Source organism: Burkholderia sp. MSHR3999 (assembly GCF_000833595.1).
Taxonomy (GTDB): Bacteria; Pseudomonadota; Gammaproteobacteria; order Burkholderiales; family Burkholderiaceae; genus Burkholderia; species Burkholderia ubonensis.
On record NZ_JRFO01000001.1, the window covers coordinates 220360 to 235303 of the forward strand.

General features: G+C 62.1%; 9 protein-coding genes, 2 tRNA genes and 3 rRNA genes. 8 read left to right on the plus strand and 6 right to left on the minus strand.

Annotated features, from left to right (window positions below):
• Complete coding sequence (gene rpe / locus KY49_RS01065; RefSeq protein WP_042583030.1) at window positions 1–687, minus strand: ribulose-phosphate 3-epimerase; 687 nt, start codon at window positions 685–687, stop codon at window positions 1–3.
• Between the two features lie 172 nt (window positions 688–859).
• Here rpe and apaG point away from each other — a divergent pair, with 172 nt between their 5' ends.
• Both apaG and mltA read left to right on the plus strand, forming a co-directional pair.
• Window positions 860–1234, plus strand: a complete 375-nt coding sequence (gene apaG / locus KY49_RS01070; protein ID WP_017333705.1) for a Co2+/Mg2+ efflux protein ApaG — start codon at window positions 860–862, stop codon at window positions 1232–1234.
• Window positions 1235–1318: 84 nt separating this feature from the next.
• Window positions 1319–2551: a murein transglycosylase A gene (gene mltA, locus KY49_RS01080; RefSeq protein WP_071853989.1), complete on the plus strand. Its 1233-nt coding sequence runs from the start codon at window positions 1319–1321 to the stop codon at window positions 2549–2551.
• Window positions 2552–2664: 113 nt separating this feature from the next.
• Here the strand turns inward: mltA and paaK are convergent, their stop codons facing one another.
• From paaK to paaN, 5 genes are all read right to left on the minus strand, one after another.
• Entirely contained in the window at window positions 2665–3963 is a 1299-nt protein-coding gene (gene paaK / locus KY49_RS01085) for a phenylacetate--CoA ligase PaaK (protein WP_010092799.1), read from the minus strand.
• Between the two features lie 37 nt (window positions 3964–4000).
• Window positions 4001–4453: a hydroxyphenylacetyl-CoA thioesterase PaaI gene (gene paaI / locus KY49_RS01090; RefSeq protein ID WP_042583032.1), complete on the minus strand. Its 453-nt coding sequence runs from the start codon at window positions 4451–4453 to the stop codon at window positions 4001–4003.
• Window position 4454: 1 nt separating this feature from the next.
• The gene (gene paaG / locus KY49_RS01095; protein ID WP_042583033.1) at window positions 4455–5246 is read right to left on the minus strand and encodes a 2-(1,2-epoxy-1,2-dihydrophenyl)acetyl-CoA isomerase PaaG; all 792 of its coding nucleotides are present in this window, start codon (window positions 5244–5246) and stop codon (window positions 4455–4457) included.
• 45 nt (window positions 5247–5291) lie between these two features.
• Window positions 5292–6494, minus strand: coding sequence for a 3-oxoadipyl-CoA thiolase (gene pcaF / locus KY49_RS01100; RefSeq protein ID WP_042583034.1), 1203 nt, complete (start codon window positions 6492–6494; stop codon window positions 5292–5294).
• A 92-nt stretch (window positions 6495–6586) separates the two neighbouring features.
• On the minus strand, window positions 6587–8293 hold the full coding sequence (gene paaN / locus KY49_RS01105) for a phenylacetic acid degradation protein PaaN (protein ID WP_042583035.1): 1707 nt from the start codon (window positions 8291–8293) through the stop codon (window positions 6587–6589).
• A 129-nt stretch (window positions 8294–8422) separates the two neighbouring features.
• Between paaN and KY49_RS01110 the strand changes: the two genes are divergently transcribed.
• The 6 genes from KY49_RS01110 to rrf all read left to right on the plus strand — a co-directional run bounded on the left by KY49_RS01110 (window position 8423) and on the right by rrf (window position 14859).
• Entirely contained in the window at window positions 8423–9199 is a 777-nt protein-coding gene (locus KY49_RS01110; protein ID WP_042583036.1) for an enoyl-CoA hydratase, read from the plus strand.
• 485 nt (window positions 9200–9684) lie between these two features.
• Window positions 9685–11215: ribosomal RNA gene (locus KY49_RS01115) — 16S ribosomal RNA — on the plus strand.
• Window positions 11216–11278: 63 nt separating this feature from the next.
• Window positions 11279–11355 (plus strand) — tRNA-Ile (locus KY49_RS01120).
• A 36-nt stretch (window positions 11356–11391) separates the two neighbouring features.
• A tRNA-Ala gene (locus KY49_RS01125) sits at window positions 11392–11467 on the plus strand.
• A gap of 278 nt (window positions 11468–11745) precedes the next feature.
• Window positions 11746–14627: ribosomal RNA gene (locus KY49_RS01130) — 23S ribosomal RNA — on the plus strand.
• A 119-nt stretch (window positions 14628–14746) separates the two neighbouring features.
• A 5S ribosomal RNA gene (rrf, locus tag KY49_RS01135) occupies window positions 14747–14859 on the plus strand.
• The 16S, 23S and 5S rRNA genes sit together here with 2 tRNA genes alongside, the layout of an rRNA operon.
• Window positions 14860–14944 lie beyond the last annotated feature (85 nt).

Here is a 14944-nt window from a genome sequence, read left to right on the forward strand (position 1 = left end):
TCAGCTCCGCGTGACTGTCGCGAGCTGGCTGCGCATTTCGTCGATCACCTTGCGATAGTCGGGCTTGCCGAAGATCGCCGAGCCCGCGACGAAGGTGTCCGCGCCGGCCGCCGCGATTTCCGCGATGTTGTCGGCCTTCACGCCGCCGTCGACCTCGAGCAGGATCTCGCGGCCGGTGCGCTCCTTATACGCGTCGATGCGTGCGCGCGTCTCGCGCAGCTTGTTCAGCGTTTCCGGAATGAACGACTGGCCGCCGAAGCCCGGGTTCACCGACATCAGCAGCACGAAGTCGAGACGGTCCATCACGTAGTCGAGATAGTTCAGCGGCGTCGCCGGGTTGAACACGAGGCCGGCCTTGCAGCCGTGGTCGCGGATCAGCGACAGCGTGCGGTCGATGTGATCGGAGCCTTCCGGGTGGAAGCTGATCAGGTTCGCGCCCGCTTTCGCGAAATCGGGCACGATCCGGTCGACCGGGCGCACCATCAGGTGCACGTCGATCGGCACCTGCACGTGCGGACGGATCGCCTCGCAGACGAGCGGGCCGATCGTCAGGTTCGGGACGTAATGGTTGTCCATCACGTCGAAGTGGATCCAGTCGGCGCCGGCGGCGACCACGTTGCGGACTTCTTCGCCGAGCCGTGCGAAGTCGGCCGACAGGATGCTGGGAGCGATGCGGAATTGAGTCATGGCTGAGGAGCGGGGAGGGGGCGGCGCAAAACCGTCATTCTACCGCCCGGCGGCGGCGCGCGCGGTTGCGGGCTGGTGCCGCATGAAGCAGAATGCCGAACCAAAGCGGCGCGTCCGCGGCCCCGCGTCGGACGATGCCGGCGCGGGCCGGTCACTACCCAGCGGAATCACCATGAGTCAGTATCAGTTCACCGTGACGGTGAAAACCAGCTACTTGCCGGAACAATCCGACCCCGAACGCCGTCAATACGCATTCGCGTACACGCTGACGATCCGCAACAGCGGGCAGGTCGCGGCGCAGCTGATCGCGCGTCACTGGATCATCACGGACAGCGAGAGCCACGTGCAGGAAGTGAAGGGGCTCGGCGTCGTCGGCCACCAGCCGCTGCTGCAGCCGGGCGAGCAGTTCGAATACACGAGCTGGGCAGTGATCGCGACGCCGGTCGGCACGATGCGCGGTTCGTACTTCTGCGTTGCCGAGGACGGCGAGCGCTTCGACGCGCCGATCGACGAGTTCGCGCTGCACATGCCGCGCACGCTTCATTGAGCGTGCACGGCGCGGCGCGCTCAGCGGGACGGGCGGTCGTTGTCGCGGGCGTGCTTCTTCCGGCCCGACGCTGTCCACGCGACGATGAAGATCAGCAGGGCGAGCGCGAGGAAGGCTTCCAGCGCGAAGATGAGCATCGGATATTGGTCGAGAAGATCTGACATGGCGGTTTCCATCAAGAACGAACATTGTATGTGGTTTGGCCCCCGGTTGGCGGGCTGGGCGGCGGCGGTCGCGACGGCGGCGCTGCTTGCCGCATGCGGCGGCGCGCCGACGCGGACGTCTTCCCTGAAGCCGCCGGCCGGCGCGGCGATCGTGCCGGGGCAGGTCGCCGCCACGCGACTGACGCCGGTCGCCTGGCAGCAGGTGCCGGGCTGGCAGGACGACTCGCTGATCGGCGCGACGGTCGCGCTGCGGCAGAACTGCGCGCGGCTGGCGCGCCAGCCCGCATGGCAGCGTGCGTGCGCGGCGGCCGAGCGGCTCGACGAGCTCGACGTCAGCAGCGCGCGCGCGTTCTTCGAAACGTATTTCACGCCGTTCCAGTTCGCGAACAGCGACGGCACGCTCGATGGCCTCGTCACCGGCTATTACGAGCCGCTGCTGCGCGGTTCGCGCGTGCGGCGCGGGCCGTATCAGACCGCGCTCTACCGCTGGCCGGCCGGCTATCGCGCGGGCGCCGCGCTGCCGGCGCGGGCGCAGCTCGAGCGCGCAGGCGTCCTGAACGGCAACGAGCTGGTGTGGGTCGACGATCCGATCGAGGCGTTCTTCCTGCAGGTGCAGGGCTCCGGGCGCGTTTTGCTCGACGACGGCTCGGTGATGCGGGTCGGCTACGGCGGCACCAACAACCAGCCGTACCGCTCGATCGGCAAGTGGCTGATCGACCGCGGCGAGCTGACGCCGGCCCAGGCGACGATGCAGGGCATCAAGGCGTGGGCGAAGGCGAACCCGACCCGCGTCGACGCGCTGCTCGACACGAATCCGCGTTTCGTGTTCTTCCGCGAGATGCCGTCGAAGGAAGAGGCGCCGCATGGCGGCGCGGACGGTCCGGTCGGCGCGCTCGGCGTGCCGCTGACGCCCGAGCGTTCGATCGCGGTCGATCCGTCGGCGATTCCGCTCGGGACGCCGGTGTTCCTGCAGACGACGCGTCCACTGACCAACACACCGATGAATCGCCTCGTGTTCGCGCAGGATACGGGCAGCGCGATCAAGGGCGGCGTGCGGGCCGACTACTTCTGGGGGCTCGGCGACGATGCCGGCGACCAGGCGGGGCGGATGAAGCAGATCGGCCGGATGTGGCTGCTGTTCCCGAACTCGTGATGCAGGCGGCAGGCAGGCGCCTCGCGGAAGTTGCTTGACGCACCAGGCTGGATGAAAAAGCCCGATCGGTTCGAAACCGATCGGGCTTTTTGCATCGGCGGGCGACGCCCGCGTCAACCCTTGCGTTTGTCCACGACCCGGCGCGCCTTGCCGACCGAGCGCTCGATGCCGTTGACCGGCAGCACGTTGACCACCGCGGTCACGCCGATCAGCGACTTGATGTCGTGCGCGAGCGCCTGCTTTGCCGCGTCGATCGTCGCCGTGTCCGGCGCGGTCTCGGGGCAGGGCTCGACGTTCAGCGTCAGCACGTCGAGCGGCCCCTCCTTCGTCAGCACGATCTGGTAATGCGGCGCGAGCGCGCGCTGCCGGAGCAGTTGTTCCTCGATCTGCGTCGGGAACACGTTGACGCCGCGCACGATCATCATGTCGTCCGAGCGCCCGGTGATCTTTTCCATCCGGCGCATCGTGCGCGCGGTGCCGGGCAACAGGCGCGTCAGGTCGCGGGTCCGGTAGCGGACGATCGGCAGTGCCTCCTTCGTCAGCGACGTGAACACGAGTTCGCCCAGCTCGCCGTCGGGCAGTACTTCGCCCGTCTCCGGATCGATGACTTCCGGGTAGAAGTGGTCTTCCCAGATCGTCGGGCCGTCCTTGGTTTCGACGCATTCGGATGCGACGCCCGGGCCGATCACTTCGGACAGCCCGTAGATGTCGACCGCGTCGATGCCCATGCGGCGCTCGATCGCGGCGCGCATGTCGTTGGTCCACGGCTCCGCGCCGAAGATGCCGATGCGCAGCGAGCTTTGCGCGGGATCGACGCCTTGCCGCTCGAACTCGTCGGCGATCGACAGCATGTAGCTCGGCGTCACCATGATGATGTCCGGACGGAAATCCTGGATCAGTTGCACCTGCTTCTCGGTCTGCCCGCCGCCGAACGGGATCACGGTCAGCCCGGCGCGTTCCGCGCCGTAATGCGCGCCGAGCCCGCCCGTGAACAGTCCGTAGCCGTAGCTGATGTGCACCTTGTCGCCCTGGCGCGCGCCGGCGGCGCGGATCGAGCGGGCGACCAGATTGGCCCAGGTGTCGATGTCGCGCGCCGTGTAGCCGACCACCGTCGGCTTGCCGGTCGTGCCCGACGATGCGTGGATGCGCGAGATCTGGTCTTGCGGCACGGCGAACATGCCGAACGGATAGCTGTCGCGCAGGTCGCGCTTGGTGGTGAACGGGAAGCGGGCCAGGTCGGCCAGCGTTTTCAGGTCGTCCGGATGCACGCCCGCTTCGTCGAACTTGCGGCGATAGACCGGGGAATGCAGGTAGGCATGCCGGAGCGACCATTTGAGGCGCTCGAGCTGCAGCGCGGTCAGCTCGTCGCGCGTCGCGGTCTCGATTGGCTCGAGCGGTAGCGGGGTAGTCATGCGTGTCTCCGGTATTTGTTATGAGCGGGCCGTTGCGTCAGCGGTCGTCCGGAATGACCGTGCCCTTGATCTGGGCCGACTTGCCGCGGAACATCGCAACCGTTTCGCCGGCCTGATTCGTGACGCGGATGTCGTAGATGCCGAATCGGCCGTTGCGGGTCTGCTCGACAGCCTCGGCGGTCAGTATGTCGCCGCCGTGCACCGGGCGCAGGAATTCGATCGAGCAGCCGGCCGCGACCGTGTTGAGGTTGTACGAATTGCAGGCGAACGCGAACGTCGAATCGGCGAGCGTGAAGATGAGCCCGCCGTGACAGATCTGATGGCCGTTCAGGAAGTCGGCTCGCACCGGCATGCGCATGCGCGCGTAGCCGGGACGCACTTCGACGAGCTCCATGCCCAGTGCGCGGCTGCACGCATCCGCGTCGTACATCGCCTGCGCGGTGGCCCGTGCCAGCGCGTCGGGGCTGCGCGTTTCGGCGGAGCCGTTCATGTCAGCGCCCCTCGAAGCGCGGTGCGCGCTTCTCGATGAACGCCTTCACGCCTTCCGCGTAGTCGTGCGATTGGCCCAGCTTGCGCTGCAGGTCGCGTTCCAGGTCGAGCTGCTGATCGAGCGTATGCGTGGTGCTTTCGCGCATTGCCTGCTTGACCGAAGCGATCGCGAGCGTCGGTTGCTGCGCGAGTTGGGCGGCGAGCTGGCTGGCGGTCGCGGCGAGCGCATCGTCGTCGACGGTGCGCCAGATCAGTCCCCATTGCTCGGCCTGCTCGGCGCTCAGCTTGTCGCCGGTCAGCGCGAGTCCGAGCGCGCGCGCCATGCCGATACGCTGCGGCAGGAACCAGGTGCCGCCGGAGTCCGGCACGAGCCCGATCTTGACGAATGCCTGGATGAAGCTGCTCGAACGTGCTGCCAGCACGAGATCGCATGCGAGCGCGAGGTTGGCGCCTGCGCCGGCGGCCGTGCCGTTGACGGCGGCGATCACCGGAACCGGCAGGCGCTGCAGACGCCGGACCAGCGGATTGAAATGCTCGTCGATCAATGCGCCGAGATCGGTCGACGCACCGGGCGTGAAATCGAGATCGGCGAGGTCCTGCCCGGCGCAGAAGCCGCGCCCCGCGCCCGTCAGGATCAGTGCGCGCGCGCCGCCGGATTCGACGTCATCAAGCGCCGACTGCAGTTCGCGATGCATCTCCCGCGTAAAGCTGTTCAGCTTGTCCGGACGGTTGAGCGTGATCGTCGCCACGTGGGTGGCCTGATCGATATCCAGCTGGATCGCTTGATATGACATGCAGTCTCTCCTTGATGACTTCGTTATAGGCGCGTCGCGCTTCGGTTACATCCGCTCGATCGCGAGCGCGATACCTTGTCCGACGCCGATGCACATCGTGCAGAGCGCGAAACGGCCGCCGGTGCGCTCGAGCTGATAAAGCGCCGTCGTGACGAGACGCGCGCCGGATGCGCCGAGCGGATGACCGAGTGCGATCGCGCCGCCGTTCGGGTTCACGCGCGGGTCGTCGTCCGCGACGCCCAGCGTGCGCAGCACCGCGAGCCCCTGCGACGCGAACGCCTCGTTCAGCTCGATCACGTCGAACTGGTCGATCGTCATGCCGAGGTGAAGCAGCAGCTTTTGCACGGCCGGCGCCGGGCCGATGCCCATCACGCGCGGCTCGACGCCGGCGGTCGCCATGCCGACGACGCGCGCGCGGCGGCGCAGGCCATACTGGTCGGCCGCTTCGGCATTCGCGAGCAGCAGCGCCGCTGCGCCGTCGTTGACGCCCGACGCATTGCCGGCCGTGACCGTGCCGTCCGGGCGCACGACGCCCTTGAGCTTCGCCAGTGCGTCCAGCGACGTCTCGCGCGGATGCTCGTCGCGCGACACGACGAGCGGGTCGCCCTTTTTCTGCGGGATCGTCACCGCGACGATCTCCTCTGCCAGCGTGCCGTCCTGCTGCGCGCGCGCGGCCTTCTGCTGGCTGCGCAGCGCGAACAGGTCCTGGTCGGCGCGGCTGATGTGGTAGTCGGTCGCGACGTTTTCCGCGGTTTCCGGCATCGAATCGACGCCGTATCGCTGTTTCATCAGCGGATTGATGAAGCGCCAGCCGATCGTCGTGTCGAAGATGTCGGCCTGGCGCGCGAATGCGCTCGCCGACTTGCCCATCACGAACGGCGCGCGGGTCATGCTCTCGACGCCGCCCGCGATCATCAGTCGCACTTCCCCGGACTTGATCGCGCGCGCGGCGGAGCCGACCGCGTCCATCCCGGAGCCGCACAGGCGATTCAGCGTCGTGCCCGGCACGGTGGTCGGAAGGCCTGCCAGCAGCGCGGACATGCGCGCGACGTTGCGGTTGTCCTCGCCCGCCTGGTTCGCGCAGCCGTAGATCACGTCGTCGATCGCGGACCAGTCGACGTCGCGGTTGCGCTCGATCAGCGCCCGGATCGGCACCGCGCCGAGATCGTCGGCACGGACATCTTTCAAGGCGCCGCCGTAGCGGCCGATGGGGGTGCGAATCGCATCGCAGATGTAGGCGTCAGTCATGGGCGTATCGGTGGAAAGCGAACCCGCCGCGCCGGGCGGCGGATTCGTTCATGGTAGAGGACGGCGCGGCGTTTGCACGTCGGCCGTACGGGTTATGCCGTTTGGCCGGCTTCCGCAGGCGTGGCCTTCGGCGCAACATGGACGCGGCTCTGCACCACGCGGAACCGGTTGGCGACGAATGCCGAATCCGCGAGCGCCGCATTGGCGGCCGGATTCGCGCCCGTGCCGTGGAAGTCCGAGAATGCGGCGGACTGGTTGACGAACACGCCCCCTGTCAGGTTGATCGACAGCGCGACGCCGCCGCGCACCGCCGCGTCGTGCGCCGCGTCGATCACGGCAGCGTCCGTGCTGTAGGCGGAGAGCGTGAGCGCGCCGTGTTCCGCGGCGATCGCGCCGGCGAGATCGAGCGATTGGGCCGTCGAGTCGGTCGCGATCACGAACGAGATCGGCCCGAACCATTCCTGCGTGAATTTCTCGCGATCGGCGGCGTCGAGCTGGAGTACGAGCGGGGTGCGAACGCGCGCGTCGGGGAAGGCGGGGTGCTGCAGCGCCAGGCTGTCTGCGAGCACGCGGCCGAGCTTGCGCGCGTCGTCGATTCGCGCCGTGACGCCGTCGTTCTGGATCGCGCCGATCAATTCGACCGAGCGCGCCGGGTCGCCGGTCAGCTTCTGCACCGCGACGGCGATCGCCTGCGCGACTTCGTCGAAGCTCGCGTGCCCGTCGGCGGTCCGGATGCCGCCGCGCGGCACGTAGATGTTCTGCGGCGCCGTGCACATCTGGCCGGAGTACAGCGACAGCGAGAAGGCGATGTTCTTTGCTGCGGCCTTCAGGTCGTCCACCGAGTCGATCACGATCTGGTTGACGCCGGCCTTCTCGGTATAGACCTGGGCCTGATGGGCATGGCGTTCGAGCCACGTGCCGTTCTGCGTGCTGCCGGTGAAGTCGATCAGCTTGATTTCCGGGCGGAGCGCGAGGTCCTGCACGAGCGCGCCGTCGTTCGGCTCGGTCGCGAGCAGCGTGACGACGTTCGGATCGAAACCTGCTTCGCGCAGCACGTCGCGTGCGATCCGGACGGTGATCGCCAGGGGCAGGATCGCGCCCGGATGAGGTTTGACGATCACGGTATTGCCCGTCGCCAGATCGGCGAAGAGGCCCGGATAGCCGTTCCAGGTCGGGAACGTGCAGCAGCCGAGCACGAGCCCGGTGCCGCGCGGCACGATCGTGTAGCGCTTGTGCATCGCGAGCGGCGGGTTCTTGCCTTGCGGCTTTTCCCAGTGCGCATCGGCCGGGATGCGTCGCAGTTCGTCCCATGCGTACGCGACGGCCTCGAGCGCGCGGTCTTGTGCATGCGGGCCGCCGGCCTGGAACGCCATCATGAACGCCTGGCCGGTGGTGTGCATCACGCTGTACGCGATCTCGAAGCTGGCGCGATTCAGGCGCGCGAGGATTTCCATGCAGACGCCGATCCATGCGGTCGGTCCGGCCTTGCGCCACGCGGGCTGGGCTGCCGCCGCCGCGGCGATCAGCGCATCGGGCGTCGATTTCGGATACCGCACGCCCAGTCCGATGCCGTACGGCGACCGCTCGGCGCCGACCGTTTCGCCGGCCGCGGGCTGGTCGAGCGCGAAGGTCTTGTCGAGGTGCGACTTGAACGCCGCCTCGCCGTCGGCGTTGGCGCTTTCCCCGTACACTTTGGGACTGGGCATTTCGACGAACGGGCTCCAGTAGCCGCGGCTCTCGATGGCGGCGAGTGCGTGCTTCAGCGTGTCTTCGTGCTTCGTGAACAGTGGGTGGGTCATGGCGGCAGCCTGATGGACGTTAAGGGGAATTGGACCGATTAATTAACCGACCGGTTGGTCGGAGAATGGTAGCATCAATCTATTCGCGTGTGCGAGGCGTTTCGCATTTCATTGATCGAGGAGAAATAGATGGCTTACGAGAACATCCTGGTGGAGACCCGAGGCCGCGTCGGCCTTGTTACGCTGAACCGGCCGAAGGCGCTGAATGCGCTGAACGATGCGCTGATGGATGAGCTGGGCGCGGCGCTCAAGGCGTTCGATGCCGACGAGGGAATCGGCGCGATCGTCGTGACGGGCAGCGAGAAGGCGTTCGCGGCGGGTGCGGACATCGGCATGATGTCGACCTATTCCTATATGGATGTTTACAAAGGCGACTACATCACGCGGAACTGGGAAGTCATCCGCCAGATCCGCAAGCCGATCATTGCTGCGGTCGCCGGGTTTGCGCTGGGCGGTGGCTGTGAACTGGCGATGATGTGCGACATCATCTTCGCGGCGGACACGGCGAAGTTCGGCCAGCCCGAAATCAAGCTCGGCATCATGCCGGGCGCGGGTGGCACGCAGCGCTTGCCGCGCGCGGTGTCGAAGGCCAAGGCGATGGACATGTGCCTGACCGCGCGTTTCATGGATGCCGCCGAGGCCGAGCGGGCCGGGCTGGTGTCCCGGGTGCTGCCTGCCGACAAGTTGCTGGACGAGGCCATTGAGGCTGCGACGACGATTGCCGAGTATTCATTGCCGGCGGTCATGATGGTCAAGGAGTCGGTGAACCGCGCATACGAGACCACGCTGGCCGAGGGCGTGCATTTCGAGCGCCGGCTGTTCCACTCGATGTTCGCGACGGAAGACCAGAAGGAAGGGATGGCTGCGTTCGTCGAAAAGCGGAAGCCGGTGTTCAAGCACCGCTGACGGACGGTCATACTGGGCGAGCCCCCGATTCATCAGCGTAAAAGCCCCGGTGCGCGGCAGCGCACCGGGGCTTTTACATTTATTTCGCGAAACCCCTTGCGCTTGGTGCGGGAGGTGCCTAGAATCACGCCTCTTTCGCGCTGACGGCAACGCGGCGCGGAAGGGGGAAGGCAGATGAACCCCGCAGTCGCAACGAGCTAGTAAAAAAGTTGTTGACGAACTGCGAAACAGTGTTCATAATCTCTCTTCTCTGCTGCTGACAACGCAGCGCTGCCGGGAAAGACGGTTTTCTCGCAGAAACGTTCTTTAAAAATTAACAGCCGATAAGTGTGGGCGCTTGATGACAGCGAGCCGATCGTCAGATCGGATTAGCAAAAGTATCAAGAGTCTCACACTAAAGTAAGTCAGGTTTATGAAGCAATTCATATTCCTGTCAGCTTTGAGTGAGCGACCGGTTCTACGGAACCGAAAACAGTAACAGGTTTGAACTGAAGAGTTTGATCCTGGCTCAGATTGAACGCTGGCGGCATGCCTTACACATGCAAGTCGAACGGCAGCACGGGCTTCGGCCTGGTGGCGAGTGGCGAACGGGTGAGTAATACATCGGAACATGTCCTGTAGTGGGGGATAGCCCGGCGAAAGCCGGATTAATACCGCATACGATCCACGGATGAAAGCGGGGGACCTTCGGGCCTCGCGCTATAGGGTTGGCCGATGGCTGATTAGCTAGTTGGTGGGGTAAAGGCCTACCAAGGCGACGATCAGTAGCTGGTCTGAGAGGACGACCAGCCACACTGGGACTGAGACACGGCCCAGACTCCTACGGGAGGCAGCAGTGGGGAATTTTGGACAATGGGCGCAAGCCTGATCCAGCAATGCCGCGTGTGTGAAGAAGGCCTTCGGGTTGTAAAGCACTTTTGTCCGGAAAGAAATCCCTGGTCCTAATATGATCGGGGGATGACGGTACCGGAAGAATAAGCACCGGCTAACTACGTGCCAGCAGCCGCGGTAATACGTAGGGTGCGAGCGTTAATCGGAATTACTGGGCGTAAAGCGTGCGCAGGCGGTTCGCTAAGACCGATGTGAAATCCCCGGGCTCAACCTGGGAACTGCATTGGTGACTGGCGGGCTAGAGTATGGCAGAGGGGGGTAGAATTCCACGTGTAGCAGTGAAATGCGTAGAGATGTGGAGGAATACCGATGGCGAAGGCAGCCCCCTGGGCCAATACTGACGCTCATGCACGAAAGCGTGGGGAGCAAACAGGATTAGATACCCTGGTAGTCCACGCCCTAAACGATGTCAACTAGTTGTTGGGGATTCATTTCCTTAGTAACGTAGCTAACGCGTGAAGTTGACCGCCTGGGGAGTACGGTCGCAAGATTAAAACTCAAAGGAATTGACGGGGACCCGCACAAGCGGTGGATGATGTGGATTAATTCGATGCAACGCGAAAAACCTTACCTACCCTTGACATGGTCGGAATCCTGAAGAGATTCGGGAGTGCTCGAAAGAGAACCGGCGCACAGGTGCTGCATGGCTGTCGTCAGCTCGTGTCGTGAGATGTTGGGTTAAGTCCCGCAACGAGCGCAACCCTTGTCCTTAGTTGCTACGCAAGAGCACTCTAAGGAGACTGCCGGTGACAAACCGGAGGAAGGTGGGGATGACGTCAAGTCCTCATGGCCCTTATGGGTAGGGCTTCACACGTCATACAATGGTCGGAACAGAGGGTCGCCAACCCGCGAGGGGGAGCCAATCCCAGAAAACCGATCGTAGTCCGGATTGCACTCTGCAACTCGAGTGCATGAAGCTGGAATCGCTAGTAATCGCGGATCAGCATGCCGCGGTGAATACGTTCCCGGGTCTTGTACACACCGCCCGTCACACCATGGGAGTGGGTTTTACCAGAAGTGGCTAGTCTAACCGCAAGGAGGACGGTCACCACGGTAGGATTCATGACTGGGGTGAAGTCGTAACAAGGTAGCCGTATCGGAAGGTGCGGCTGGATCACCTCCTTTCCAGAGCTATCTCGCACAAGTTGAGCGCTCACGCTTATCGGCTGTAAATCAGGACAGACTCAGGGGTCTGTAGCTCAGTCGGTTAGAGCACCGTCTTGATAAGGCGGGGGTCGTTGGTTCGAATCCAACCAGACCCACCAATTGTCTGGCGGAAGTACCCTGGGAAGTCTCTGTATGGGGGCATAGCTCAGCTGGGAGAGCACCTGCTTTGCAAGCAGGGGGTCGTCGGTTCGATCCCGTCTGCCTCCACCACAATCTTCAATGACAAGCGTTCGACTTGATCGAACTTTTGCCATTGGCGATTGAGCCAGTCAGAGTGATATGAGTAACACCATATCGGCTGTCGTTCTTTAACAATCTGGAAGAAGCAAGTAATTTGGATAGCGGAAGCGTCTTTGAGATGGACGTGGAAACTATCCGGGTTGTGATTGTATCGATGTATCTCAAGATGATTCGAACTTCATGTTCGGCTCAATTGGAATACGGCACAACGCGAGAACTCAACCTGTAACGAGACAGACTCGTTATAGGGTCAAGCGAACAAGTGCATGTGGTGGATGCCTTGGCGATCACAGGCGATGAAGGACGCGGTAGCCTGCGAAAAGCTACGGGGAGCTGGCAAACGAGCTTTGATCCGTAGATGTCCGAATGGGGAAACCCACTCCTTATGGAGTATCCATGGCTGAATACATAGGCCATGTGAAGCGAACGCGGTGAACTGAAACATCTAAGTAACCGCAGGAAAAGAAATCAACCGAGATTCCCAAAGTAGTGGCGAGCGAAATGGGATGAGCCTTGCACTCTTTATTTGTATTGTTAGCCGAACGCTCTGGAAAGTGCGGCCATAGCAGGTGATAGCCCTGTAGGCGAAAACAGTATGAAAGAACTAGGTGTGCGACAAGTAGGGCGGGACACGTGAAATCCTGTCTGAAGATGGGGGGACCATCCTCCAAGGCTAAATACTCGTGATCGACCGATAGTGAACCAGTACCGTGAGGGAAAGGCGAAAAGAACCCCGGGAGGGGAGTGAAATAGATCCTGAAACCGCATGCATACAAACAGTCGGAGCCTCGTAAGGGGTGACGGCGTACCTTTTGTATAATGGGTCAGCGACTTACGTTCAGTAGCAAGCTTAACCGTATAGGGCAGGCGTAGCGAAAGCGAGTCCGAATAGGGCGTTCAGTTGCTGGGCGTAGACCCGAAACCAGGTGATCTATCCATGGCCAGGATGAAGGTGCGGTAACACGTACTGGAGGTCCGAACCCACTAACGTTGAAAAGTTAGGGGATGAGCTGTGGATAGGGGTGAAAGGCTAAACAAACCTGGAAATAGCTGGTTCTCTCCGAAAACTATTTAGGTAGTGCCTCGTGTCTCACCTTCGGGGGTAGAGCACTGTCATGGTTGGGGGGTCTATTGCAGATTACCCCGCCATAGCAAACTCCGAATACCGAAGAGTGCAATCACGGGAGACAGACATCGGGTGCTAACGTCCGGTGTCAAGAGGGAAACAACCCAGACCGCCAGCTAAGGTCCCCAAATATGGCTAAGTGGGAAACGAAGTGGGAAGGCTAAAACAGTCAGGAGGTTGGCTTAGAAGCAGCCACCCTTTAAAGAAAGCGTAATAGCTCACTGATCGAGTCGTCCTGCGCGGAAGATGTAACGGGGCTAAGCCATATACCGAAGCTGCGGATGCGAGCTAGTCTCGCATGGTAGGAGAGCGTTCCGTAAGCCTGCGAAGGTGCCTTGTAAAGGGTGCTGGAGGTATCGGAAGTGCGAATGCTGACATGAGTAGCGATAAAGGGGGTGAAAGGCCCCCTCGCCGTAAGCCCAAGGTTTCCTACGCAACGTTCATCGGCGTAGGGTGAGTCGGCCCCTAAGGCGAGGCAGAAATGCGTAGCTGATGGGAAGCAGGTCAATATTCCTGCACCGTCGTTAGATGCGATGGGGGGACGGATCGCGGAAGGTTGTCCGGGTGTTGGAAGTCCCGGTCGCTGCATTGGAGAAGGCGCTTAGGCAAATCCGGGCGCAGGATTCAAGGGTGTGGCGCGAGCTCCCTCGGGAGCGAAGCAATTGGAAGTGGTTCCAAGAAAAGCCTCTAAGCTTCAGTCTAACGATGACCGTACCGCAAACCGACACAGGTGGGCGAGATGAGTATTCTAAGGCGCTTGAGAGAACTCGGGAGAAGGAACTCGGCAAATTGGTACCGTAACTTCGGGATAAGGTACGCCCTTGTAGCTTGACTGGCCTGCGCCAGGAGGGTGAAGGGGTTGCAATAAACTGGTGGCTGCGACTGTTTAATAAAAACACAGCACTCTGCAAACACGAAAGTGGACGTATAGGGTGTGACGCCTGCCCGGTGCCGGAAGATTAAATGATGGGGTGCAAGCTCTTGATTGAAGTCCCGGTAAACGGCGGCCGTAACTATAACGGTCCTAAGGTAGCGAAATTCCTTGTCGGGTAAGTTCCGACCTGCACGAATGGCGTAACGATGGCCACACTGTCTCCTCCCGAGACTCAGCGAAGTTGAAGTGTTTGTGATGATGCAATCTACCCGCGGCTAGACGGAAAGACCCCATGAACCTTTACTGTAGCTTTGCATTGGACTTTGAACCGATCTGTGTAGGATAGGTGGGAGGCTATGAAACCGGAACGCCAGTTTCGGTGGAGCCGTCCTTGAAATACCACCCTGGTTTGTTTGAGGTTCTAACCTTGGCCCGTGATCCGGGTCGGGGACAGTGCATGGTAGGCAGTTTGACTGGGGCGGTCTCCTCCCAAAGCGTAACGGAGGAGTACGAAGGTACGCTAGGTACGGTCGGAAATCGTGCTGATAGTGCAATGGCATAAGCGTGCTTAACTGCGAGACCGACAAGTCGAGCAGGTGCGAAAGCAGGTCATAGTGATCCGGTGGTTCTGTATGGAAGGGCCATCGCTCAACGGATAAAAGGTACTCTGGGGATAACAGGCTGATACCGCCCAAGAGTTCATATCGACGGCGGTGTTTGGCACCTCGATGTCGGCTCATCTCATCCTGGGGCTGTAGCCGGTCCCAAGGGTATGGCTGTTCGCCATTTAAAGAGGTACGTGAGCTGGGTTTAAAACGTCGTGAGACAGTTTGGTCCCTATCTGCCGTGGGCGTTGGATATTTGAAGGGGGCTGCTCCTAGTACGAGAGGACCGGAGTGGACGAACCTCTGGTGTACCGGTTGTGACGCCAGTCGCATCGCCGGGTAGCTATGTTCGGAAGAGATAACCGCTGAAAGCATCTAAGCGGGAAACTCGCCTTAAGATGAGATATCCCTGGGGACTTGATCCCCTTGAAGGGTCGTTCGAGACCAGGACGTTGATAGGTCGGGTGTGTAAGCGCAGTAATGCGTTCAGCTAACCGATACTAATTGCCCGTAAGGCTTGATCCTATAACAAGACTGTTTTAGAGCGGTTGAATGACCGCGATGTGTGCGATACGCACAACCCAGGATTACTGCTTCTTCCCAGATTGGTTCTGCTGGCCAAGCCAGCAGAACAACCCTCTTTGCCTGATGACCATAGCGAGTCGGTCCCACCCCTTCCCATCCCGAACAGGACCGTGAAACGACTCTACGCCGATGATAGTGCGGATTCCCGTGTGAAAGTAGGTAATCGTCAGGCTCCCTCAAGCCAGAAACCCCCGCCCAACCGGCGGGGGTTTTTGCATTTCCAGCGACGGAAATGGCACCGGGCGCGCTGGCGCACG

What these genes read in the sequence shown, in the direction of transcription:
- apaG (WP_017333705.1), top strand. Translation starts at nt 860, where the DNA reads ATGAGTCAGTATCAGTTCACCGTGACGGTGAAAACCAGCTACTTGCCG.
- paaI (WP_042583032.1), bottom strand. Translation starts at nt 4,453, where the DNA reads ATGAACGGCTCCGCCGAAACGCGCAGCCCCGACGCGCTGGCACGGGCC.
- rpe (WP_042583030.1), bottom strand. Translation starts at nt 687, where the DNA reads ATGACTCAATTCCGCATCGCTCCCAGCATCCTGTCGGCCGACTTCGCA.
- mltA (WP_071853989.1), top strand. Translation starts at nt 1,319, where the DNA reads ATGAAGATCAGCAGGGCGAGCGCGAGGAAGGCTTCCAGCGCGAAGATG.
- paaK (WP_010092799.1), bottom strand. Translation starts at nt 3,963, where the DNA reads ATGACTACCCCGCTACCGCTCGAGCCAATCGAGACCGCGACGCGCGAC.
- paaG (WP_042583033.1), bottom strand. Translation starts at nt 5,246, where the DNA reads ATGTCATATCAAGCGATCCAGCTGGATATCGATCAGGCCACCCACGTG.
- KY49_RS01110 (WP_042583036.1), top strand. Translation starts at nt 8,423, where the DNA reads ATGGCTTACGAGAACATCCTGGTGGAGACCCGAGGCCGCGTCGGCCTT.
- pcaF (WP_042583034.1), bottom strand. Translation starts at nt 6,494, where the DNA reads ATGACTGACGCCTACATCTGCGATGCGATTCGCACCCCCATCGGCCGC.
- paaN (WP_042583035.1), bottom strand. Translation starts at nt 8,293, where the DNA reads ATGACCCACCCACTGTTCACGAAGCACGAAGACACGCTGAAGCACGCA.